This is a genomic window from Nitritalea sp. (genome assembly GCF_054166705.1).
This window is the reverse complement of record NZ_JBSZCV010000006.1, coordinates 235,839-257,767: the sequence shown is the minus strand read 5'-3', so window position 1 is coordinate 257,767 and position 21,929 is coordinate 235,839. Positions and strand designations below refer to the sequence as shown.

15 protein-coding genes are annotated in these 21,929 nt (G+C 45.3%); 8 read left to right on the top strand and 7 right to left on the bottom strand.

From position 1 onward, the window contains the following. Window positions 1–15: 15 nt before the first annotated feature. A complete protein-coding gene (locus ACXIT9_RS03275; protein ID WP_458054813.1) occupies window positions 16–264 on the bottom strand; it encodes a NifU family protein in 249 nt (82 codons plus the stop codon). A gap of 4 nt (window positions 265–268) precedes the next feature. Beyond that, window positions 269–1,363, bottom strand: coding sequence for an Mrp/NBP35 family ATP-binding protein (locus ACXIT9_RS03270; RefSeq protein WP_458054812.1), 1,095 nt, complete (start codon window positions 1,361–1,363; stop codon window positions 269–271). A gap of 241 nt (window positions 1,364–1,604) precedes the next feature. On the opposite strand from ACXIT9_RS03270, the gene dnaG reads away from it, so the two are divergent. The 4 genes from dnaG to surE all read left to right on the top strand — a co-directional run bounded on the left by dnaG (window position 1,605) and on the right by surE (window position 6,563). Next, window positions 1,605–3,596, top strand: a complete 1,992-nt coding sequence (dnaG, locus tag ACXIT9_RS03265) for a DNA primase (protein ID WP_458054811.1) — start codon at window positions 1,605–1,607, stop codon at window positions 3,594–3,596. Window positions 3,597–3,683: 87 nt separating this feature from the next. Continuing rightward, window positions 3,684–4,907 carry a bifunctional 3,4-dihydroxy-2-butanone-4-phosphate synthase/GTP cyclohydrolase II gene (locus ACXIT9_RS03260; protein ID WP_458054810.1) on the top strand — a complete coding sequence of 408 codons (1,224 nt, stop codon included), beginning with the start codon at window positions 3,684–3,686 and terminating at the stop codon, window positions 4,905–4,907. Between the two features lie 224 nt (window positions 4,908–5,131). After that, window positions 5,132–5,773: a hypothetical protein gene (locus tag ACXIT9_RS03255; protein ID WP_458054809.1), complete on the top strand. Its 642-nt coding sequence runs from the start codon at window positions 5,132–5,134 to the stop codon at window positions 5,771–5,773. Window positions 5,774–5,777: 4 nt separating this feature from the next. After that, window positions 5,778–6,563, top strand: a complete 786-nt coding sequence (surE, locus tag ACXIT9_RS03250) for a 5'/3'-nucleotidase SurE (RefSeq protein WP_458054808.1) — start codon at window positions 5,778–5,780, stop codon at window positions 6,561–6,563. 38 nt (window positions 6,564–6,601) lie between these two features. On the opposite strand, the gene ACXIT9_RS03245 is transcribed toward surE, so the two are convergent. The 5 genes from ACXIT9_RS03245 to ACXIT9_RS03225 form a co-directional block, all read right to left on the bottom strand. Further along, complete coding sequence (locus tag ACXIT9_RS03245) at window positions 6,602–8,872, bottom strand: PAS domain-containing protein (RefSeq protein ID WP_458054807.1); 2,271 nt, start codon at window positions 8,870–8,872, stop codon at window positions 6,602–6,604. 80 nt (window positions 8,873–8,952) lie between these two features. Next, window positions 8,953–9,690, bottom strand: coding sequence for an ABC transporter substrate-binding protein (locus tag ACXIT9_RS03240; RefSeq protein ID WP_458054806.1), 738 nt, complete (start codon window positions 9,688–9,690; stop codon window positions 8,953–8,955). 168 nt (window positions 9,691–9,858) lie between these two features. Continuing rightward, window positions 9,859–11,232: an MFS transporter gene (locus ACXIT9_RS03235; RefSeq protein ID WP_458054805.1), complete on the bottom strand. Its 1,374-nt coding sequence runs from the start codon at window positions 11,230–11,232 to the stop codon at window positions 9,859–9,861. 30 nt (window positions 11,233–11,262) lie between these two features. Further along, the gene (locus ACXIT9_RS03230) at window positions 11,263–13,692 is read right to left on the bottom strand and encodes a TIM-barrel domain-containing protein (RefSeq protein ID WP_458054804.1); all 2,430 of its coding nucleotides are present in this window, start codon (window positions 13,690–13,692) and stop codon (window positions 11,263–11,265) included. Window positions 13,693–13,881: 189 nt separating this feature from the next. Beyond that, window positions 13,882–14,901, bottom strand: coding sequence for a LacI family DNA-binding transcriptional regulator (locus ACXIT9_RS03225; protein WP_458054803.1), 1,020 nt, complete (start codon window positions 14,899–14,901; stop codon window positions 13,882–13,884). Window positions 14,902–15,227: 326 nt separating this feature from the next. On the opposite strand from ACXIT9_RS03225, the gene ACXIT9_RS03220 reads away from it, so the two are divergent. From ACXIT9_RS03220 to ACXIT9_RS03205, 4 genes are all read left to right on the top strand, one after another. Next, window positions 15,228–16,253: a SusE domain-containing protein gene (locus tag ACXIT9_RS03220; protein ID WP_458054802.1), complete on the top strand. Its 1,026-nt coding sequence runs from the start codon at window positions 15,228–15,230 to the stop codon at window positions 16,251–16,253. Window positions 16,254–16,321: 68 nt separating this feature from the next. Further along, window positions 16,322–19,117 (top strand): alpha-amylase family glycosyl hydrolase, encoded by a 2,796-nt coding sequence (locus tag ACXIT9_RS03215; protein WP_458054801.1) that lies wholly within the window; start codon window positions 16,322–16,324, stop codon window positions 19,115–19,117. Window positions 19,118–19,133: 16 nt separating this feature from the next. Continuing rightward, window positions 19,134–20,195, top strand: a complete 1,062-nt coding sequence (gene fbaA, locus ACXIT9_RS03210; protein WP_458054800.1) for a class II fructose-bisphosphate aldolase — start codon at window positions 19,134–19,136, stop codon at window positions 20,193–20,195. 154 nt (window positions 20,196–20,349) lie between these two features. Next, on the top strand, window positions 20,350–21,882 hold the full coding sequence (locus tag ACXIT9_RS03205) for an alpha-amylase family glycosyl hydrolase (RefSeq protein WP_458054833.1): 1,533 nt from the start codon (window positions 20,350–20,352) through the stop codon (window positions 21,880–21,882). Window positions 21,883–21,929 lie beyond the last annotated feature (47 nt).

The following is a 21,929-nucleotide window of genomic DNA, read 5'->3' as shown; positions in this document are numbered from 1 at the left end:
ATATTTTCCATAAGACTAAGCCACCTGTATATTGATAGCTTCTACGCGTGTAATCTCAGGAACCTCTCGCTTCACAGCCTCTTCCACTCCAGCTTTTAGTGTCATGGTGGACATCGGACAGGTACCACAAGCTCCTAAAAGCTCTAAACGTAGCACCATATCATCCGTAAGCTCCACTATCTTCACATTTCCACCATCAGCTTCTAAATAAGGCCGGATACTGTCAAGGGCAACTTCAATTCGCGAACGCAGTGTTTGATCCATTTACCTAAGGGTTAACCTGTACAACTTCTGTTTTGTTTTTCGATGCATTACGGATGGCGATTTGGCGTGCTACAGACTCTGCTAAGTCGCGATACGCACCCTCCGTCACACCCGATTTAAATACGGCTGGATAGCCAGAATCTCCACTTTCGCGAATGCTCTGTACGATCGGAATACCACCTAAGAAAGGGACTTCAAATCGTTCTGCCAATTTCAAACCGCCGTCTTTCCCGAAAAGATAATATTTATTCTCCGGTAACTCCTCGGGTGTAAAGTACGCCATATTTTCGACAACGCCTAAAATCGGAACGTTAATTTGTGGCTGTCGGAACATGGTAAGCCCTTTGGTAGCATCTGCTAGGGCAACCTTCTGCGGCGTCGTCACGATAACTACTCCGGTAACAGGCACCGTTTGGACCATCGTAAGGTGAATATCCGAGGTTCCCGGAGGTAAATCGATTAACAAATAATCTAACTCGCCCCAGTCTACATCGCTGATAAACTGCTTCAAGGCAGAGCTTGCCATAGGGCCCCGCCACACTACCGCAGCTTCGGCTGGAGTTAGGAAACCGATGGACATGAGCTTTACCCCGTACTGCTCTACAGGCATGATGATGTTTTTACCCTCCTCCTGACGCACGCTGGGCTGCTCAGCTTCCACATTAAACATGGTCGGGATAGAAGGACCTGAGATATCGGCATCTATAAGTCCCACCTTTGCCCCAGAAAGGGCTAGCGCCACGGCTAGGTTACTAGCAGTCGTAGATTTACCTACCCCCCCTTTGCCGGAGGCGATGGCCACGATATTCTTTACTTTCGGCAGTAAAGGTCCATCTGCACGTGCCGTGGTCACATTAGCGGTCATGATGATATTCACTTTTAAGGTCTCACCGAAGTCCTCACGAAGTGCTTCCAAACAGTTATTTTTTATCACCTCCTTCAGCGGACAGGCAGGAGTAGTGAGCACTACCTTAAAAGAAATCGCATCCGAGGCGACCTCCAGCTCCTGAATCATCCCCAGGGTAACTAAGTCTTTTTTTAAATCCGGATCTTCCACTCTGGAAAGAGCCGCTAATACCTTTTCACGCGTAACCGTCATGCTATAAGCTCTAAAATTTCTTGCAAGTTAATAGACAGCCCGCCAAAACTGAAATTTATATCCGATTCTTAACGCGCTGTAGTTAAAATGTAACCTGTTGTAGAAAAAAAAGGTTCTTTCCTGTCCTGATTTAAGTGCTTAGCGCGCTGCGGTAGGTAACCTGGCTTTGGCCCGTGGGCCAAAGCTTCCTTAGGCAGGAATTTCTCTTTAAAATCCATTATATTTGTTTTCAATTTTACCTATGCTAAGCCCCCAAACGACCGATCGTGTAAGAGAAGTAGCGGATATCGAGGATATCGTGAACGAGTATGTGCCCCTAAAAAAGAAGGGGCAGAACCTGTGGGCCTGCTGTCCTTTCCATAATGAAAAGTCGCCTTCTTTTTCTGTTTCGCCTGCCAAACAGATCTATAAGTGTTTTGGATGCGGCAAGGCGGGGGATCCTATCCAGTTTATCATGGACATCGAGGGGATGGGCTTTACAGAAGCCGTGCGGCACTTAGCGCAGCGCTATGGCATCGAGATCGAAGAGGAAAAGGAGCAAACGCCCGAGCAGCGGCGTGCACTGAGTGAGCGGGAGGCCCTTTTTATGGCGCTCCACTATGCGAAAGATTTTTTTATCGATCAGCTGAAGACGCCTGAGGGGCGAGCGATTGGGCTGAGCTATTTTAAAGAAAGGGGATTTACGCCTGAAGTTTTAGAGGCTTTCGATCTGGGGTATGCACCTGACAGCTGGGATGCGTTACTTACAGCAGCGGAAAAGGCAGGCTTGCATCGGGAGGTGCTCTTAAAGGCGGGCCTGATACTCCAGAAGGAGGGTGATCCAGATCGCGTTTATGACCGCTTCCGAAACCGCGTGACGTTTACCATCCATAATGTTTCAGGAAAACCGATCGCCTTCGGGGCACGCATACTCACGCAGGATAAAAAGCAGCCGAAATATATTAATTCCCCCGAAACTGAGATTTACCATAAGTCGGATGTACTTTATGGGATATTTCAGGCGAAAAAATCAATAAAAGCGCTGAATAACTGCTACCTCGTGGAAGGGTATACCGATGTGATCAGTATGCACCTGGCGGGGGTGGAAAATGTAGTGGCCTCCTCCGGAACTTCGCTGACGGAAAACCAAATCAAGTTGATCAAGCGCTTTTCGAATCAGGTCACTGTTTTATTCGATGGAGATGCGGCTGGGATAAAGGCTTCTCTACGGGGAATAGACCTGATTTTAGAGGGGGGGCTCCATGTGAAGGCAGTCACTTTTCCCGATGGGGACGACCCGGATAGTTATGCCCGAAAGGTGGGTCCCCAGGCATTTCAGGAGTATTTGGCGCATGCGCCAAAAGATTTTGTCCGTTTTCAAATCGATCTTTTTCAGGAAGAAGCTGCCAAGGATCCGCAGGCACGTGTGACATTGATTCAGACCTTGCTGACGAGTATTTCGAAAATAGAGGATGGACTTACACGCGCGCTTTACGTGAAGGAAGCGGCGAAATTATTAGAATTAGAAGAAGACCTGCTTCATGCTGAGTTAAATAAGCGTTTTTTACAAGCAGAACGGGAAGCACGTCTTCGAAGAGAGCGTGAGCAGCGGCAGACGGGTGGAGCTAGTAGCGCGATGCCTGCATGGAAAGAGGGAAAAGAGCTAGAGGAAGCTCCCCTTGAGGCCTTCTTACCTGCGGATCCGGAACAGGTCAGCCCCGCGCGCGTCCTGGAAGTACAGGAACGGGAAATGCTACGGCTGCTGATAAACTATGGTTTTGAGACTGTTTCAGAGGAGTTAAACGTTTGTGACTATTTATTACGGGAAATAGCTGACGTGCAATTTAAAGTGCCGCTGCATCAACGGGTCCTGGAGGCGTATGTAGGCGCTTTGGCGGAAGGGGTTTTACCACAGTTGCGCTATTTTATCGCTCATCCGGATGCGGAGGTGCGTGATTTGGTGATCGGTTTAGTGTCCGAAAAGCATAATTTATCGGAGCTTTGGCGAAGCCGGCATCAGATATTCACCAAGCATGAGGCAGATGATCTGGCCAAGACGGTATATGAAAGTGTCTTACGGCTTAAAAAAAAGGTATTGATACAGGTGCTTGCGGAGGCCAGGGAAAAAATTCAAGAAGCGGAGCGTCCCGGAGAGGACCCCGAAAAACTAAATGAGGTCATTCAGGTTTACATGGAATTAAAGCAGTATCAGATGGAAATCGATAAGCAGCTGGGCACGGTGATCAGTGCCTAGCCACAAACTTTCCTTTGGTGTATGCTGTTAATTCAGGATAAAGAGTTTAATTTTACGAGTATATAATCTAAGATTCAAAATAAGCGTATGTCTGCAGCCTTTCAATTAGACAGTATAGAGTCGGCCATCGAAGCCATCAAAAATGGAGAAGTCATTATCGTGGTGGATGATGAGGATCGCGAGAATGAGGGAGACTTCGTGTGTGCTGCGGAAATGGTAACACCTGAAATCGTGAACTTTATGGCCACGCACGGTCGTGGGCTCATCTGTGCCCCTCTAATCGAGGATCGCTGTGAAAAGCTTGGCCTAGAGATGATGGTGGGCGCTAATACGGCTGCTTTTGAGACGCCTTTTACGGTTTCTGTTGATTTAGTAGGCCATGGATGTACAACTGGGATTTCTGCCAGTGATCGAGCGAAAACCATTAAGGCGCTCATCGATGACTCGATTCACCCCGATGAGCTGGGCAAACCGGGGCACATTTTTCCTTTAAAAGCCCGTCGCGGCGGCGTTCTCCGTCGTGCAGGTCATACAGAGGCGGCCATCGATTTAGCACGATTAGCAGGCCTTCAGCCGGCTGGAGTGCTCGTGGAAATCATGAATGAGGACGGTACCATGGCCCGCCTGCCTGATTTAGTTAAAGTGGCAGAACGGTTTAACCTAAAACTCGTTTCGATTAAGGATCTTATCGCTTACCGCATGAAGCATGAGAGTCTGATCAAGCGAGAAATAGGTGTAGAAATGCCGACGGAATTTGGGGATTTCGAATTAATCGCTTTTCGACAAGTGAATACAGGCGATCTTCATCTTGCACTGATTAAGGGGAGATGGGAGGAGGCTGAGCCCGTAATGGTGCGCGTACACAGCAGCTGCGTAACGGGAGATATTTTTGGCTCTTGCCGATGTGACTGCGGTCCACAGCTACAAAAGGCCATGCAAATGGTGGAGCAAGAAGGTAAAGGAGTGGTCCTGTATATGAATCAGGAGGGCCGTGGTATCGGTCTATTAAATAAGTTAAAGGCGTACAAGCTGCAGGAGCAAGGCATGGATACGGTGCAGGCGAACCTCGCCTTAGGTGAGCCGATGGATAAGCGAGACTATGGTGTCGGTGCGCAAATCCTAAGGGACCTGGGCATTAGCAAAATACGTCTTATTTCAAACAATCCAACTAAGCGTGTAGGTTTAATAGGATATGGGTTAGAGATCGTAGAACAAGTGGCGATTGAGATTGACCCGAACCCGCATAATGAGGGGTATTTGAAAACAAAGCGAGATAAAATGGGACATACTATTTTAAAAAATAGACTTTAATGCCCTTATTTGTGTAAGAAAAGTGCAAAGCCTAATCTTCAGGTTGTGCGCTTTTCTTATTCTTTTTATGGCTTGCTCAAGCAGTTACTTTAAAAAAAACACCTTTTTGGAGCTCTTTATGAGCTTCCCTAGTTGTATTATAGGTTATTTTCAGAATTATTTTTTGGAGCATTAACCTGATTGGCTTAAATTTCGTTAGTATATTGGGTAAAGCAATCAAAGATATGAAGAAAATAACAGGACTTACACTTTTAGGGCTGATGATTAGTTTTGCGCTGTTTGCGCAAGGTCAGTTTCCTTCCCAGATGTGGCACAAGGGGCAGATCGTGACTGCTGATAATGCTGTATACAGAGGTTTAGTTAAATATGACTTAGATAATAATGTCGTACAGCTACAGTCCGATAAGGCTGTGCAGACCTTCGGATCATCGAATGTTTTTCAATTTGAAATCTTCGACGAGGTCTATGGAGGTGTGCGTACATTTTATTCTTTGCCTTTCGCTTTAAATGCAGGCGATTATGAAACGCCAGTGTTTTTCGAAATTTTAACCGAAGGGGACGATATTGCCCTGCTGTGTCGCGAGCATGTAGTAACAGATAATCGCAATATGGGCATGGGGATGGGGCCCATGATGATGAACCCGATGTGGGGGCCCCCGATGATGGGTGGTTATCGCTTAGCTTTTAACTTCTACTTCTTTAAGGATGGCAGAATCCAGCGTTACTCTCAGAAGAAGCGTGAATTATTCGACTTTTTCGATGATAAAGCAGACGAAGTAGATTTGTTTATGCGTAAAAACCGACTGTCTCATGATAAAAGAGGAGATCTTCTGCGCATTACCGCATATTATAATCAATTAAAATAGTCAAATGACGAAAAAACCTTTAATCCTTGTTTCTAATGATGATGGGATCACATCGAAAGGGATCCGTGTCTTAGTGCAAGTAATGAAAAAGCTGGGGGATGTCGTGGTGGTAGCACCGGACAGCCCCCAGTCTGGTATGGGACATGCCATAACCATAGGAGAGACGCTACGTTTAGTGGAAGAAGATATTTTCGACGGTGTACAGGCGTATAAATGTAGCGGTACGCCTGCTGACTGTGTGAAACTAGCGAAGCATTATGTTTTAAAAGAACGAAAGCCTGACCTTATCGTGAGCGGTATTAACCATGGGAGTAATACCAGTATCTCTGTGCTGTATTCGGGCACCATGTCGGCTGCGATAGAAGGAGCCATAGAAGGGTATCCTTCCATCGGTTTCTCACTGTGTGACTTTTCCCATAAAGCAGACTTTTCCCATGTAGAAGAATATGTTTATAAAATAGCGGCGCAAGTGCTTAAAAATGGGATGAGTAAAGGAACTGCCCTTAACGTGAATTTTCCCCCCAAGCGAAATGAATCGATTAAAGGCATAAAAGTTTGCCGTCAGGCCCATGCCAAATGGGAAGAGGAGTTCGCTGAGCGCTATGATCCAAATGGGCGCCGGTACTTCTGGATGTCCGGAAATTTTGTAAATTTCGATAAGGGAGAAGATAATGATGAGTGGGCAATCGCTAATAATTACGTCTCTATCGTTCCCTGTCAGTTTGACCTTACGGCGCATCATGCGATGAAACAGTTACATGAAGATTGGGATTGGGCTGATTTAAAGTAGCATAAAAAGTAAAAAGCTGGAGCCTTCGGTTCTGGCTTTTATTTTTTTGAGGCGTTGGCTTCTTGAATAATTCTTTGGATCACCTGATCCATTTCTTCACTCGCTAGCAGTAAGGCAGGGATTAGTTCGAGCTCTTCGACTTTATCCATACCAGTTTCCTTGATTAACTGACAAATACCCATGATCTTAGTCAAGGGCTCTCGCACTAGGTGTGATTGACTCCAAGAAATGTCTCGAAGCTGTCGGTTCTGTTGTTCGATCGCTTGCGTATACAAGCGCTCTCTCGTTTTATCTGCTCCGAAAAGAGCCAATCCGATTACCTCACCTTTTAATTGAATGGGATTGCAATTTACCTTGTAAATGTGTGTGTCTCCATTTTGAAACGTCGCATGAAACTCAAAGTTAAACCGTTCACCTTGCAAGCCTCTTGTATATTGGGCCGACCAAAACTTTTGTCCTTCTTCTGACATTTTGGGTAATAGCATATCTCCGGCATGGATGGTTTTACCCAATAGTTTATAGAAATCATTTTTAAAAACTTCATTGGCATAGGTAAGTTTCATTTCCCGGTCAATGGACCAAATGCCGTCTACTGAACTTTCCATAATAGAAAGTAAGTGAACTCGCTTCTCTTCAAGTTTGGTTTCGAAATCCTTTAGCTCTGAAATATCAGTGAAGGTAGAAAAAACGCGAAAGGGTTTCTCTTCCTCATGCATAAATTCTGGAGTGGCATCCACTAAAATCCAGCGATAGCGCTGTTCAGCGGGAATGTAGACGCCGAGCACCTGATCCTTTACGCGTTGGCCAGACTTTAATGCTCGCATGGCAGGTTGCTGCTCACCAGGGACGGGCATACCTTCTTCTGTAATAATGTGCCAGCGGGGATCTATCGAGCTGCTATTCAGTAATGTTTCAAGGCTTAAGCCTAAAATTTCTTGAGCAGCGTCATTGGCACGAATGATAGCCCCCGTGTGGTCGTTATACACCACACCTTGACCCATGTTTTCAAAAAGTGCGCTGAATTCCTTAACTTTTAAGGAAAGCTCTTCCTGTCCTCTTTTAATAGAGCTAATATCTTGAAAGGTTCCGAAAATACGTTGACAAACCCCTTCACGCATTACGGGAATTCCTAGGGCCCGAACCCAGATCTCTTCGCCTGTATATGTTTTTACGCGCAACTCCACATCATAGGGTATGCCTTCTTGAACCGCTAGATTGAAAGCCTTACTGATAAGCTGAAAACTTTCTTCTTCTTGATACAGTCGAAGCCCTTCCTCTACGCTAGGCTCAGGTGCTTGTGGATCATAGCCTAAGATCTCTCTAGTTACTTGTGACCAGTGGTGTTTATGCGTCAAGCAATCATATTCCCAGGCTCCGATTTTGGCTAGCTTCCCCGCTTGTTCGAATAGTTTACTGCTTTTAAATAGATCGGATTCGATATGTTTAACCTGTGTAATATTTCGGACAATGGCAATATATTGGCGTTCGCCAAAGGAAGCCATATTTGCTTCAAAGTAATGTATTTCTTTGTCTTTTATGGTATGGTATTCGAAAAGCGTGTGGCTCTCTCCTGATTGAATACGATGTACCGCTTCCGAAAACTTAGCGAATGTATCTGGTGCAAGTCCCGGGAGGTCTTGAATGTTATGCAGAGGTATGGCTGATGCGGACATGACCAGGTCCTCTGTGTTTCCAGCACGTACCTTTAAGATGGTGCCCTTTTCGTCTAAAACAAAGAGCATGTCTGGAAAGGCATTCAGAAGGGATGTCACCTGCGTATTTTCGTTTTGTAAGCGAATTACTTCCTGCCCTAGTAAGTGCAGCTCCTCCCTCTGGCGCAAGCTTTTTTCTAGTCCGAGAACCCCTTGTGAGAGCAAGTTAAGGGGTAATTTAACGCGAGATACTTTATCAGGGACGGCCAGCCAAAAAATAACTTTATCTGCCACAGGGCTTTCAACTGGAAAAGTGATCCACCATGTGGTATTGGATGCAGCCCAATGTGTTTGATTTTGAACGTCATTTGTCTTTACTTTCTCAACTAAATCTTCAACAAACTTGCCTTCCATCCACGTTTTATGCTGATCGAAAAGGCTAGCTGACCTAGAGGCAAGTAGGGGAGAGGCTACCAAGCTAAGAGTTGAATATTCTAAACAGTAAAAATTTTCTTCGCTCTTTAGTGCTAATCCTAGTATTGCTTCTTCACAAAGCGTCTGGATTACCTGTGCGAAAAAGTCTAGTTCTGTACTGGCTTGACGCAGAAAGGCCCTGTGGATACTATCTAAGGCGCTATGTGGTAGGGGTCCTTTCATAAGCTATACAGGGGAGAAATAGAAGTTATAAAGAGGGAGAGACTGTAGCTATTTTTGTGCAAAGATTCGGCATACACTATTTAGATTAAACGCACAAATTCAGGAAAAACAAAATATTCCGCTGATTCCGTCTGTGTGATAATTCCGGCACGAAGTAAGAATTCCATAGTGGTCGTAATACTGCTCCTGCTCATGTATGCGCTTGTAGCCCACGAGGTCTTGGATAGCCAAGAGCGAGTTTCTTCTGGATCTAGCTGATACATAGCTGCAATTTTCTGATACAGTTTCTGGTCGCCTTGTAGCTCCTGAATTTCTAGCCAGAGGAGCGCTTGTAATTCAATCAATAAGGGCTGATGTTTCTCCACCACTTCGGGTCGCGCTACACATACAAAGCAGGGCCAGGGAGTAGGAATTTCTCCTATACGCGCGAATTTACCCTGTTGTACAAAAGGAGAAGTGGTAAACTTTTCCCAAAGAAATAATTTCGGAGTCTTACCTTTTGCGCTGCGAAGCGCACCCTGAAGGTCGCCTATAACTTCAAACTGCAGCTGAGCACGACCAAAACCTTCTCTTTCTGCTAACAAAAATGCCATTAAGTGAGAGCCAGATCCAAAACGTGAGATCAAAATTTGGCTTTCTTTAAGATCGGTAATGCTTTTATCTGCAAATTGCGGATTGGTGTGCACGCCCCAAATGAGAGGGGATTCCACGTAGAAGCCAAGTGCTTTGGCAGGGTTGCCCGCCAGTCTATCAGCAATAAAGCTTTCGGTTAACACGATCGCAAGGTCCGTATTGCCATCGCGTAAGGAGCGGTTCATAGCCCCAGAACCTTTCGGTTCATCCTCCCAAATTAACTGCGTCTCGTATTTTTTTAGAAAAGGCTGTTTGTCTACAATTCTTTTCCAGGGGTAATTAAAATGTTCGGGTACTCCGGTAATTAGTAACTGCTCCATGCAACCATTTAAACGGGATTAGGCCTGAATAGTTTATCCTTTTTCTTCTAAGGAAGGATCTACATAGCCATCTAAAATAGCTGCTTTACTACTTATAAACAAATTCGCGAGGGCTGCTATCGTCAGACTGAGTCCTGCAAGGAGCATGGTGTTTATGGTGGCTTCGCCAAAAAGGAATTTATAAGTGAAGTTAATCCCCCCGACAGCTGCTACGATCTGAGGTAGGACGATAAACATATTGAAAATTCCCATGTAGATCCCCATCTTTTTTGCTGGTACAGCACTAGAAAGCATGGCATAAGGCATGGAAAGAATGCTGGCCCAGGCGATGCCCACGAGCGCGAAGCTATAGTGCAAGTTGGCGGGGTTTTCGACGATGTAAATGGAAGCGAAGCCTAGTGCGCCGCAGAATAGGCCAAACATATGAAAGGCGCGGCGATTTATTTTAATTTTACTCGTGATAAATGCAAGGATAAGCGCATAGAGCATAGACACCAGTCCATAGGTACCTAAGTAGTTCCCTACCTTGTCGGCGGCATTATTATAAGCTGCTGATGCAGTATCGGTAGCTTTGAAAATGTGCTCTGTAATAGCAGGGGTCGCAAAAGACCATAGAATAAAGAAGGCAAACCAGCTAAAAAACTGCACCACGCCCAGCTGTACCATTACCTTTGGCATCGTGAAAATCTGCGTAAAGATTTCTGTAAATCCATGTAAAAAACCTTCCGTCGCTTTTTTCTCTTTTTCGAATTGTGCTAAGTTTTCGGGTGGGTATTCCTTGGTCGTCAGGATGGTGTAAAGAATACTGAAAAAAAGTACACCTGCACCCACGGCGAAGGCAAACTTAACCGAGTCAGGTATCACTCCTGGAGCGGCTGTATTCGGAACGCCCAGCTGGGTCATCATCCATGGGAGATTACTTGCCGCCCAAGTTCCGACACCGATGATGAGCGTTTGTACTACGAAACCATAGCTACGCTGACTGTCGGGCAATTTATCTGCCACTAAAGCGCGAAAGGGCTCCATGCTGATATTTATGGAAGCGTCTAAGATCCAGAGGGCCCCCACCGCCATCCAAAGGGCGGAAGAGTAGGGTGCGAAAAATAGCGCGATAGAAGAAAGCACCGCCCCGATCAAGAAAAAGGGCCTTCTCCTGCCTAGGGTAGGGTGCCAAGTCCGGTCGCTCAAGTATCCTACGATGGGCTGCACGATTAAACCTGTAAGAGGTGCTGCTATCCATAAAATGGGGATGGCATCCTTTTCTGCTCCCAGCGTTTGGAAAATTCGGGACATAAAACCGCCCTGAAGGGCAAAACCAAATTGGATTCCTAAAAATCCAAAGCTCATATTCCATATTTGCCAAAAGCTAAGTTTGGGCTTCACGGCTGTGGTTATTGGCTGGGTCATCTGGGGTAATCAGTAAAAGAGCTAAAGAAATCAAAAATGGAGTTGTAGCGTATGTGCTTCTCCTGTTAATGGAAGCGTTACGTAGGCGAGATTCTTTACTTGGGTGAATCTTCTTTCGTGCTCGGGAAGAGGGTCGAATTCGCTTAGCTGTGCTAGGAAGGCATAATTTTCTCTTCGTACTGCAAGTGGGTGCTCTTCTTCTGCTACGGTCAGGTCATTCGCTGCGCCATGGAAATAAATCTTTACTTCTTTTTTCCGGGTAGATCGAGTGCCCTCTGAGGCCTCAAGTCGCAGGCGGTTATGCGCGCCGTCCCAACTGATCACTTGAGCATAAAAATCCCCATCTTCATATTGGAAGCCGTCTCCAGCATCTTCATAGTAGGTGAAAGAGTAGGATTTTTTGCCTAGGTAAACATGTAATTCCAAAGTATCAGAGCTGAGAGCGCTTGTAGATAGACCGTTTTCGCTTAATGGGAGAAGTGCCGAGGCTTTTACGAAGACAGGGAGATAGGCGAGGGGTGCTTCCACGTAAATGGCTTGATTTCCTGCATACCGCGTATCATCGTAGAGGTAGTACCAGTCCCCTTCCGGGAGGTATACTTTTGTTATTTTCTCATCCGAGCGGACGGGAGCCACCAGTAGCTGATCACAAAAAAGGTACTGATTTTCGTACTGGCTATCGTAGATACTGGAATCATGCGGATAGTGCAGAGCTAAGGAAGCCTGAACGGGGAGTCCTGAGTGTGTAGCTTCACGGAAAGAGCTGTAAAGTAAGGGTAGCATGCGGTAGCGAAGCCGCATGTAGTTTTTAGAAATTTCTTCTACTTCCTCACCGAAAGCCCAGGGTTCAGCGGCATTCGAATTAATCATGGAGTGGGCCCGGTAAAAAGGGGAGAAGGCTGCCAAGCTCATCCAGCGTGCGAAAAGTCCTTTGCTGGCCTCGCCAGCGAAACCACCTACATCATAGCCGGAAAAAGGCACCCCTGAAAGTCCTAAACTATTCACAAGACGAATCCCTGCCAGCATGTGTTCGTCTGAAGAAACATTATCTCCAGTCCAAGCCGCTGCATACCGCTGTATCCCGGCGAAACCAGCACGTGTAAGCACGAAAGGCCGCTGATTTGGCACTTGAATGCGGCTACCCTCCTGAGCGCTTCGCGCCATCTGCATGCCATAGACATTCCGCGCTTTACGGTGACTTACCTGCTCTCCCTCGTAGTCAAATTCGATAAGGTTTGGGGTAAACTGCCCCCAGGAAGCGGGCTCATTCATGTCTGTCCAGAAGCCATCTACGCCTAGATCCGTGTAATATTTCATTTTCTCCGCCCACCAAGAGCGGGTTTTTTCGGCAGTAAAGTCGGGAAAGGCACACCAGCCTGGCCAGACTTGCCCCTCATACACGCTGCCATCGGGGAATTTGACGAATAGATCTTTGTGCTTGCCTTCGTCATAGGGAGCATAACCCTCAAGGATCTTTATCCCGGGATCCATGATGACCACTACCTTAAAGCCTTTTGCATGCAGAGCATCAATCATCCCTTTTGGGTCTGGGAATTTTTCTCCGTCGAAGGTAAACACCTTGTATTTTTCCATGTGATGAATATCGAGATAGATAACATCCGCAGGAAGTTGTTTGTCTCGGAATGTCTGTGCGATGCGCAGCACTTCATGGTCAGGGTAATAAGAATAGCGGCATTGTTGGAAGCCTAACGTCCAAAGCGGGGGGAGCTCCATTTTGCCCGTCAGGGCCGTATAGGCAGTAATAATTTCTGCTACGGTCGGTTTATGGAAAAAGTAATAGTCCATATCACCGTCTTCGGCGCTGAAGTAGGAAAAACGTCTATTCGAGGCACCGAAGTTAAAGACTGTCTTATGGCTATTGTCCAAGAAAATGCCGTAAGCTTTGTGCTGATAGAGCCCGATGTAGAAAGGGATGGACATGTACAGAGGATCATCGCCTACTCCATAAGCAAAATAGTCTGTGTTCCAGTTAGTGTAGGCATTTCCTGCCCGATTTAGTGGGCCTGTTTTTTCACCTAGTCCGATGAATTTTTCGCCTTCGCGCAGCGTCTTGTAATTGGTTACTTCGGTTCCTAGCCAGGAGACGGCGAAACTAGGGTCATCTTCATGAAGAAGTGTTCCCTCTGGTGTAAAAAACTGAAGGCGAAAAGGATAGCGATGCACATGGAGCTGCATATCCGCAGTAGAAAGGATGAGCATTTCGGCTTCTTCCTGGATTCTGAAGCTGTCCGCTAAAGGAGAGGCGATGACGCTATACGGGTTGGGATGAAAACCCTCCCTACTTATTTGGATGCGAAAGGTTCCGGATCCGTAGCAAGAGATACTTACTTGTGCTTCCGGTGTTTTCCCTTGGATGCCATAGGGTGTGGTTTCGTAGGTGGTTAAATTTCCTATCCGCTGGTTGGTGGCCCGCTGCGTGGTGGCGATAAGTTCTTCCATAATTCCTCTTCATCAGTTTCTGAAAAGCAATTTATAAAAATCGATCTTCTGAAAAAAATTAGCGAATTCGTAGGACGGGGAGAAGCGCTTGGTAGTAAACTAATAAAATGGGCTCATTTAAATAGAATCAATGTAGCAATCGTTTGCACATTTTTTTATTTTTTTTTTCTAATGCGCGCTCGATTCGTGTTAACTTTCAGTTCTTTTCGAGCTATTTCGAGCGATAAGCGTGGTCTCTAGGACCAAGTTCGGTGAGTCTATGGGCTGTTTCTGCATGCTTTTAAGTAATAAACTCATGGCTTCAGTGCCGATTTGTTTTCCGTGCTGCTCTATGGTACTAAGTGAAGGACGGATAAGCCCCGAAAATTGCCAGTTGGAAAACCCCACCAGCCCGAAGTCTTTTGGGACGTCGAGACCCCTGTCCAGCACGGCCTGCATGGCACCCGCCGCGGCTAGGTCATTACTTGCAAAAATTGCGTCGGGCGGGTCTACTTCTTGTAACAGCTTTTGGGTGATTTTTTGGGCTTCTTCGAGGGTTCCTTCCGGGCAGGCGACTACCCGATTGTAGGCTTGCTGATGGCCAGAAAGAGCGTCTTGATAACCGCGGATCCGTTCCTGTGACAAGGAAAGATTTTTCGGACCTGATAGGTGCGCAATAGCTTTGAAGCCTTGTTGGATCAAATGTTCAGTGGCCTGTCGAGCGCCGAGGTAGTCATTAACGGTCACGCCCATGACGTCTGAGAGGGGGGGGATGCGGTCGAAGAAGACAAGCGGTACGCCCTCTTGCTGTAGGGCAGTAAAATGCGCAAAGTTCTCGGTTTCTTTGCTGTAGCTTACCAGCAGGCCATCTACTTGGTTGGAGAGAAGTGTTTGTAAAGCTGTTTTTTCCCGCTCGAATTTTTCATTTGTTTGGCAGAGAATAACGGTATATCCATGTGCTTGTGCGACTTCTTCGATGCCTCCGATGATGGTGGAAAAGAAAAAATGTACGACTTCAGGGATGACGACGCCGATAATCATGGAGCGCTGCTTGCGCAAAGAGAGGGCTACGGCATTTGGACGGTAATGCAGTTCAGCCGCTAGCTTCTTCACCTTGTCTTTTGTCTCTTGACTTATTCCGGGGTAATCCTTTAGGGCCCGCGATACGGTAGAGCTTGAAATATTCAACAGGCGCGCGATATCTTTTATGGTAGCTTGGTGCGACTTCATAAATTGTACTTTTTGAATGATCCAAGTTACAGTATTTTCATGGATTTCGTATGCAGCGTTAAAAAAAATGTCTTAAGAAGGGGAGACTAATTTAGATGAGATACTTTTTTTTCTTAAAGGAAATCGTTTGCGGCGACGTTTGCATAAATAATTTTAGATTCTTTTTCACGATCTTTTTTGGTAGATTGTTTGGAAATGCATAGATTCAAAGAACATCCTAATGCAATGAGGACGTAAATTTTAGCAAAAGTTCCCCGAATTGTATTTTAAGGTCTTTTTATTTAACTTAAAAAATCTATCACTTGAAACAATAAATACCAATTAACATGAGAGTTTTATCTAAAGTATGGATGCTCGCCCTGCTGGTAGCGGGAGCATTCGCCTGTAACGATGTAGAACAGCCCAGTATTATTCAACAGACGGGGGCCTCTTTATTGTCTCCACCTTCGGCCCTTGTTCTTTCTGTCGATGAACGGGATGCTGAGTTTGTTTTTGAGGTGAGTCCTGCTGACTTCGGCGTGCCGAAAAGTGGAGTGATTTATACGCTTCAAATGGATGCTCCAGGGAATAATTTTCAAAATGCGGCGACATTAGTAGAAGGAACAACTACTGTGCTTACAGTTACGGCTGATGATATTAATCGACGTGTGCTCAGTAGAGGTTTAATGCCGAATGAAGCGGGTGAAATGGCTTTCCGCGTTCGCGCCACTGCAGAGGGCATGCCCTCACTGAATGGACCAGCTACGATGATTATGATCACTGCTTTTGCGGATGCGCTCGAGCTTCCTATGCTTCATGTTCCTGGTGATTATCAAGGTTGGAACCCTGCTAACATGAACACGGTGCTTTTTTCGGAGAATTCTGATAATGTTTTTACTGGTTTTGTTCACGTTTTAAGCGGTTCTGGCGAGTTTAAATTTACTCCTGAGCCGAACTGGGATGCGGATTTCGGTTCTGATGACGGGGAGACCCTAGTTCCAGGTGGAGGAAATATCGAAGTGGCCTCCTTCGGAACGCAGACTGTAACGGTCGACTTAAACGATATGACTTTCACGCTTGGAGATGTCTTCGTATGGGGAATTATCGGAAGTGCTACTCCTGGAGGCTGGGATTCAGAAACTCCTATGGGCTTTAATGCAGATGAAAATGTGCTCTCCATTACCTTAGACTTGGTCGAGGGTGAGATGAAGTTTAGAGCAAATCAAAATTGGGACTTTAACTATGGTGGTTCCGACGGTGAGCTAGAAGCAGACGGCGCTAATATCCCTGTGCCAGCGGCTGGAAATTACACGATCACCATGGATTGGAAAGTTCCTGGTCAGGTATCTTACGAGATCGTTAAAAATAATTAAATGGCAAAGCGCGCTATGCAGCCCTCTGTGTAGCGCGCTTTGTTTTTACAAGTAAACGCCCAAAATACATGAAACAGTTTTTACCCTTGCTGTTAAGCTTTTTCGTTTTACTCCCCTTTACACAGCTTCACGCTCAGGTAACCGTCAGCCCTGGTTTTCCTAGTGCAGAGCAGGAAATTACTATTCGATATGACGCCCGGCAGGGAACATCTAATTTAGTAGGAGAGTCTCCCGTATACATCCATATCGGTGCAGTGACAGCTGGTCCAAACAGCAGCACCTGGGCGAATGTGCCTTTTACCTGGGGAACTGCCGATCCTAATGCAGAAATGCGCAGAGTTTCCGGTGAAACGGATGTTTGGGAATGGACTTTTCGCCCCCGAGATCTGTTTACTGTCTCTTCGGAGACGCCTATTTTTCGTGTCGGCATGGTTTTTCGGAATGCTGCAGGAACACGTGAAGGAAAGTCTGAGACGAATAGTGATATTTTTATCAATTTAAGTCAAGGGTTTCAAGTTATTTTTGCTTCACCAACTCCAAATCAGCTGCTTACAGTGGGGGAGAGCGTAGACATTCTCTTGCAGAGCCCCGAGGAGGCAACTCTGAAACTTTTTCAGGACGGTAGCCAGGTGGCGCAAGCGTCAGACGCCACAAGTCTTGCTTACCGATTTACAGCGGAAGCCGAAGGTACCGTATTATTTCGTGCCACGGCAGAGGCGAATGGACAAAGCAGTGAGTCTGAATTACGCATCAATGTGGCAGGGCCTTCACCTGTACTGCCATTGCCCCAAGGGGCAAAAAAAGGAATCAACTACTTATCAGATACAGAAGTTCTCCTCGTTTTGGAGGCACCCAAAAAGAAAAATGTTTATGTGATCGGTGACTTTAACGACTGGCAGGTGCTTCCTGATTTTCAGATGGCTGTAGATCCTACAGGAGAGCTATTTTGGTTGAAGATTACAGGCTTGGAGCCGGCGAAGCCTTATATATTTCAATATTTGGTAGATGGTCAGATCCGAATCGGGGATCCCTATGCCGATATGACTTCTGATCCCTTTCATGATCAAGAGATCATAAATGAAAATCGGCATCCGGGGGTACAGCCTTTCCCGGAGGGCAAAACCAGCTTCCAAGCAACTTATTTGCAGACAGCTCAGACCCCTTACGAGTGGAAATATACCACCTATAAGAAGCCAAAAACTGAGGAGCTCATTATCTATGAACTTCTTGTTCGGGATTTCGACGATCGACGCACCTATGAAGCTGTGATCGAACGTCTGGATTATCTGAAAGAACTGGGCATCAATGCGATCGAGTTAATGCCCATAAAGGAATTTGAAGGAAATATCTCTTGGGGCTATAACCCTTCCTTCTTTTTCGCTACAGATAAGTACTATGGGACGAAGAACGATTTGAAGCGCCTTATCGATGAAGCGCATAAGCGGGATATGGTGGTGCTTTTGGATATGGTTTTAAACCACGCCTTCGGCCAAAGTCCATTTGTGCGCTTGTATAACGATGGCGATTTCGGTGCGCCTACACTCGATAACCCTTGGTTAAATCGGGTAGCGAAGCATCCGTTTAATGTCGGATATGATTTTAACCATGAAAGTCCCTACACTCAGGCATTTGTGGATTCTGTAAATCATTACTGGCTATCGGAGTACCGATTTGACGGTTACCGTTATGATTTAAGTAAAGGTTTTACACAGGTGAATTCGGGAGATGATGTTGGATTTTGGTCACAGCGCGATGAATCTCGGATACGCATTTGGAAAAACATTTACGATACGGTGAAAAAAGATTTTCCGGATTCTTATCTCATTCTCGAGCACTTTGCAGATAATTCCGAAGAGCGTGAGCTGGCAGATTATGGCTTACTTTTTTGGGGAAACATGAATTTTGATTTCCGTGAAATGGCGAAAGGAAATGCCCGTAATTTCGACTACGGATATTTTAAAACGAGAGGTTGGGCGAAAAACAATCTGGTCTCATACATGGAAAGCCACGATGAAGAGCGAACTATGTGGGAGTCGCTGATCAATGGCCGTACCTCTCCTATAAATATTCGAGAGTTAAATAATGCCGTTAATAGAAATCAATTATTGGCTGCGTTTTTCTTTGCTATTCCGGGCCCTAAGATGCTATGGCAGTTTGAGGAATTCGGTTATGATTTGGAGTTAAATAACGATCGACTGGGCATTAAGCCGACACGCTGGGAGTATTTAGACGATCCAGAACGGCAACGATTGTTCTTCTTGTATCAAGAAATGATGCGTTTAAAAAATGACTACAATTTCTTTAATCAGCCTGAAGATGTACAGTTAGCTCTCTCAGGAAGTAGCATCAAACACATTACCATTCGTGATGAGGAAACGGATATCGTGCTTTATGGTAATTTTAGCCTTACTGCGGCTAATACAGTCACAGTGACTTTTCCTTACGATGGAACATGGTATAATCATTTTACAGGAGAAGCGGTTACTGTGACAGGAGGTACGCGTACCATCCGTCTGCGGCCGAGCGAATTTATTCTTTACACAAGTACACCTCTGCCTACTCCTCAGGAATCTATTTTAATGACCGATGTGATTACGAGTATTGAAAATCAAGAAGTGGATCAGACAGGGTTCAAATTGTATCCAGTTCCTGCTACCACCGTGCTGAACGTAACGCTCCCAGAAACCATGCAAGCTTTCACCTATCGGGTTATCGATGTTACCGGAAAAGTAATGAATGAAGGACATTTCGTCAATCAAGGTGATAATTTAGCGATAGATGTACGGGAATTTCAATCAGGACTTTATATCTTTGAAATCTTTGATACCAGAGGTATCCATAGAAAAAGATTTTTAAAAAAATAATTTAACCTCGATTATCATGAAATTCAAACCAGGCGTGAAGTACGGACAAGAGCTAAAAGACCTTCTTGACTATGCGAAAGAAAGTGAATTTGCCTTACCTGCAGTAAATGTTATTAATACCAGCACAGTTAATGCAGTATTAGAAACGGCAAAAAAGGTCAATTCTCCAGTCATCATTCAGTTTTCTAATGGTGGTGCACAGTTTTTCGCAGGTAAGGGGCTCGACAATAGCCAGCAGCAGGCATCTGTGGCTGGTGCTATCTCTGGTGCTCAGCACGTACATCGCATGGCAGAAGCTTATGGGATACCTGTCATCCTGCATACCGATCATGCAGCGAAAAAATTGTTGCCCTGGATAGACGGCATGCTGGCAGAAGGGGCGGCATATTACGAAGCCTTCAAGCGTCCTCTGTATAGCTCCCACATGTTGGATCTTTCGGAAGAGTCTTTAGAAGAAAATATCAGCACCTCGGTGGCCTACTTTGAGAAGTTTTCTAAGCTCGGGATGGCTATCGAAATTGAGCTTGGTGTTACGGGTGGCGAAGAGGATGGCGTCGATAATACATATGTCGATAGCTCCAAGCTGTACACACAACCCGAAGAGGTGGCTTACGCATACGAAAAATTAAAAGAGGTAAGTGATCTGTTTACTGTGGCAGCAGCCTTCGGAAATGTACATGGCGTGTATAAACCAGGAAATGTCTCCCTGCAGCCGATTATTTTGAAAAACTCTCAAGATTACATCAATGAGAAGTTTGGTACAAGCGGAAAACCTGTTTCTTTCGTATTCCACGGAGGCTCAGGTTCCTCGGTAGAAGAAATTCGTGAGGCAAATAGCTACGGATCTATCAAAATGAACATCGATACCGATATGCAGTGGGCGTTTTGGGAAGGGGTTCAACAGTATTACACGAAAAACGAGGGATACTTGAAGTCACAGCTAGGTAATCCGGAGAGCGCAGATGGCCCGAATAAGAAGTACTATGATCCACGTGTTTGGTTGCGTAAAGGAGAGGAGAACTTTGTGAAACGTCTGGAGGTAGCTTTTGATATGCTAAATGCAGTAAACCGTAATTAAGTAAATTGAAGTTTTAGTGGAAAAGCCGCTCTTTCGGGTGGCTTTTCTTTTTCATAGCGCAGCCTTCCGATAGGAAGAGAGAACCTACAGCGATTATAACAGTTAAAAAACTATGAAAAAATTTAGCGGTCTTTGTGCCCTAGTATGGATAGCCATGACTTTTGCCTGTCAACATAAAGGAGAGCAAGAGGTTAAAAATCACTGGCCGCAGGCCGGGATTACCTATGAGATTTTTATTCAATCATTTTTTGATTCGGATGGAGATGGTATTGGTGACATAAATGGTGTCCGCAGGAAATTAGATCATGTAAAAGAACTGGGCGCCAATGCCATTTGGTTTATGCCTATCATGCCCTCTCCTAGCTATCACAAATATGATGTGACGGATTATTTAGATGTTCACCCCGATTACGGGACACTTGAGGAGTTTAAAGCACTTGTCAAAGAGGCGCAGCAAAAAGATATAAAAATCGTTATTGATTTAATTATCAACCATACCTCCAGTGAACACCCTTGGTTCTTAGAGTCCAAAAAGGGACGTGATAATCCTTACAGAGATTATTATGTTTGGGCTCAAAAAGATACTATTGCAGACTTTATTAATAAAAAAACCATTACGCGCGATAGTGACAACATCCGGCAGTGGCATGATCCGGGTATTGGAGAGGACTTTTACTATGGATTCTTTATAGGAGGTATGCCTGATTTAAATTTCGATAATCCGAAGGTACGTGAAGAGATTTATGCTATCGGCGCCTTTTGGTTAGAGGAGGTCGGCGTGGATGGTTTTCGCCTAGATGCTGCCAAGCATATCTTTCCAGATGATAGACCGGAAGACAATCATGCTTTCTGGAAAGAATTTCGCGATAGGATGACCGCCATCAAGTCTGATGTTTATTTGGTCGGAGAAGTGTACGATATGAAAGAGGTCGTGGCGCCTTATTTGCCGGGTTTGCCTGCGTTGTTTAATTTCGATTTTCATTACACGCTTGTGGAAGCCTTCGAAAAAGAAGATGGACAGCTACTGGTAAATCGACAAAAAGAGATTTTAGACTTCTACCAAGGCATTACGGATGATTTTATAGATGCAACCTTTAGCTCTAATCACGATCAACCTCGCCTACTGAATAAGCTGCAAGAAGATCCAAAAAAACTCAAGCAAGCGATCACAATACTAATGAGTATGCCCGGCGCGCCTTACTTGTATTATGGAGAAGAGATAGGAATGCTTGGCCTTAAGCCTGATGAGCAGATTCGAGAGCCTTTCTTATGGGATATTAAAGCCAATGATAAGGGGCGAACAACTTGGATAGAGGCCCTATACAGCACGGACGAAACAGTGACACCACTGGCCATTCAAAGGTCTATGTCTAGCTCTTACTTTAATTTCTATAAAGAGATTATTCGCCTGCGCAATACACATGATGTGCTGGCACTGGGGGATTTAGGTCAAGTAAACCAAGAGGCCTTTAAGGCAGAGAAAAGTTTACTCGCCTACACGAGAAATTATAAGGGCACGACCTACTTAATTTTACATCAACTGGCAGATAAAACGCTGGAGTTTGCACTTGATACCCTGGGTATTCAAGTAGAAAAGGCTGTTTACAGTCTCCAAGAGGCTACGCTAACGAATGGGCAACTACGGATTCCTGGTCAGGGAAGCATCATCCTTGCTCTGGAGGACTAATCAAGTATGATTAAACCAGCTAGAAGAATTCATTGAAATGGATCTTC

Excerpts from the sequence above, each read along its gene's own strand:
- ACXIT9_RS03240 (WP_458054806.1), bottom strand. The coding sequence starts at position 9,690 with ATGAACCGCTCCTTACGCGATGGCAATACGGACCTTGCGATCGTGTTA.
- ACXIT9_RS03260 (WP_458054810.1), top strand. The coding sequence starts at position 3,684 with ATGTCTGCAGCCTTTCAATTAGACAGTATAGAGTCGGCCATCGAAGCC.
- ACXIT9_RS03245 (WP_458054807.1), bottom strand. The coding sequence starts at position 8,872 with ATGAAAGGACCCCTACCACATAGCGCCTTAGATAGTATCCACAGGGCC.
- ACXIT9_RS03235 (WP_458054805.1), bottom strand. The coding sequence starts at position 11,232 with ATGACCCAGCCAATAACCACAGCCGTGAAGCCCAAACTTAGCTTTTGG.
- dnaG (WP_458054811.1), top strand. The coding sequence starts at position 1,605 with ATGCTAAGCCCCCAAACGACCGATCGTGTAAGAGAAGTAGCGGATATC.
- ACXIT9_RS03225 (WP_458054803.1), bottom strand. The coding sequence starts at position 14,901 with ATGAAGTCGCACCAAGCTACCATAAAAGATATCGCGCGCCTGTTGAAT.
- ACXIT9_RS03275 (WP_458054813.1), bottom strand. The coding sequence starts at position 264 with ATGGATCAAACACTGCGTTCGCGAATTGAAGTTGCCCTTGACAGTATC.
- ACXIT9_RS03220 (WP_458054802.1), top strand. The coding sequence starts at position 15,228 with ATGAGAGTTTTATCTAAAGTATGGATGCTCGCCCTGCTGGTAGCGGGA.
- ACXIT9_RS03230 (WP_458054804.1), bottom strand. The coding sequence starts at position 13,692 with ATGGAAGAACTTATCGCCACCACGCAGCGGGCCACCAACCAGCGGATA.
- ACXIT9_RS03270 (WP_458054812.1), bottom strand. The coding sequence starts at position 1,363 with ATGACGGTTACGCGTGAAAAGGTATTAGCGGCTCTTTCCAGAGTGGAA.
- surE (WP_458054808.1), top strand. The coding sequence starts at position 5,778 with ATGACGAAAAAACCTTTAATCCTTGTTTCTAATGATGATGGGATCACA.
- ACXIT9_RS03215 (WP_458054801.1), top strand. The coding sequence starts at position 16,322 with ATGAAACAGTTTTTACCCTTGCTGTTAAGCTTTTTCGTTTTACTCCCC.
- fbaA (WP_458054800.1), top strand. The coding sequence starts at position 19,134 with ATGAAATTCAAACCAGGCGTGAAGTACGGACAAGAGCTAAAAGACCTT.
- ACXIT9_RS03255 (WP_458054809.1), top strand. The coding sequence starts at position 5,132 with ATGAAGAAAATAACAGGACTTACACTTTTAGGGCTGATGATTAGTTTT.
- ACXIT9_RS03205 (WP_458054833.1), top strand. The coding sequence starts at position 20,350 with ATGACTTTTGCCTGTCAACATAAAGGAGAGCAAGAGGTTAAAAATCAC.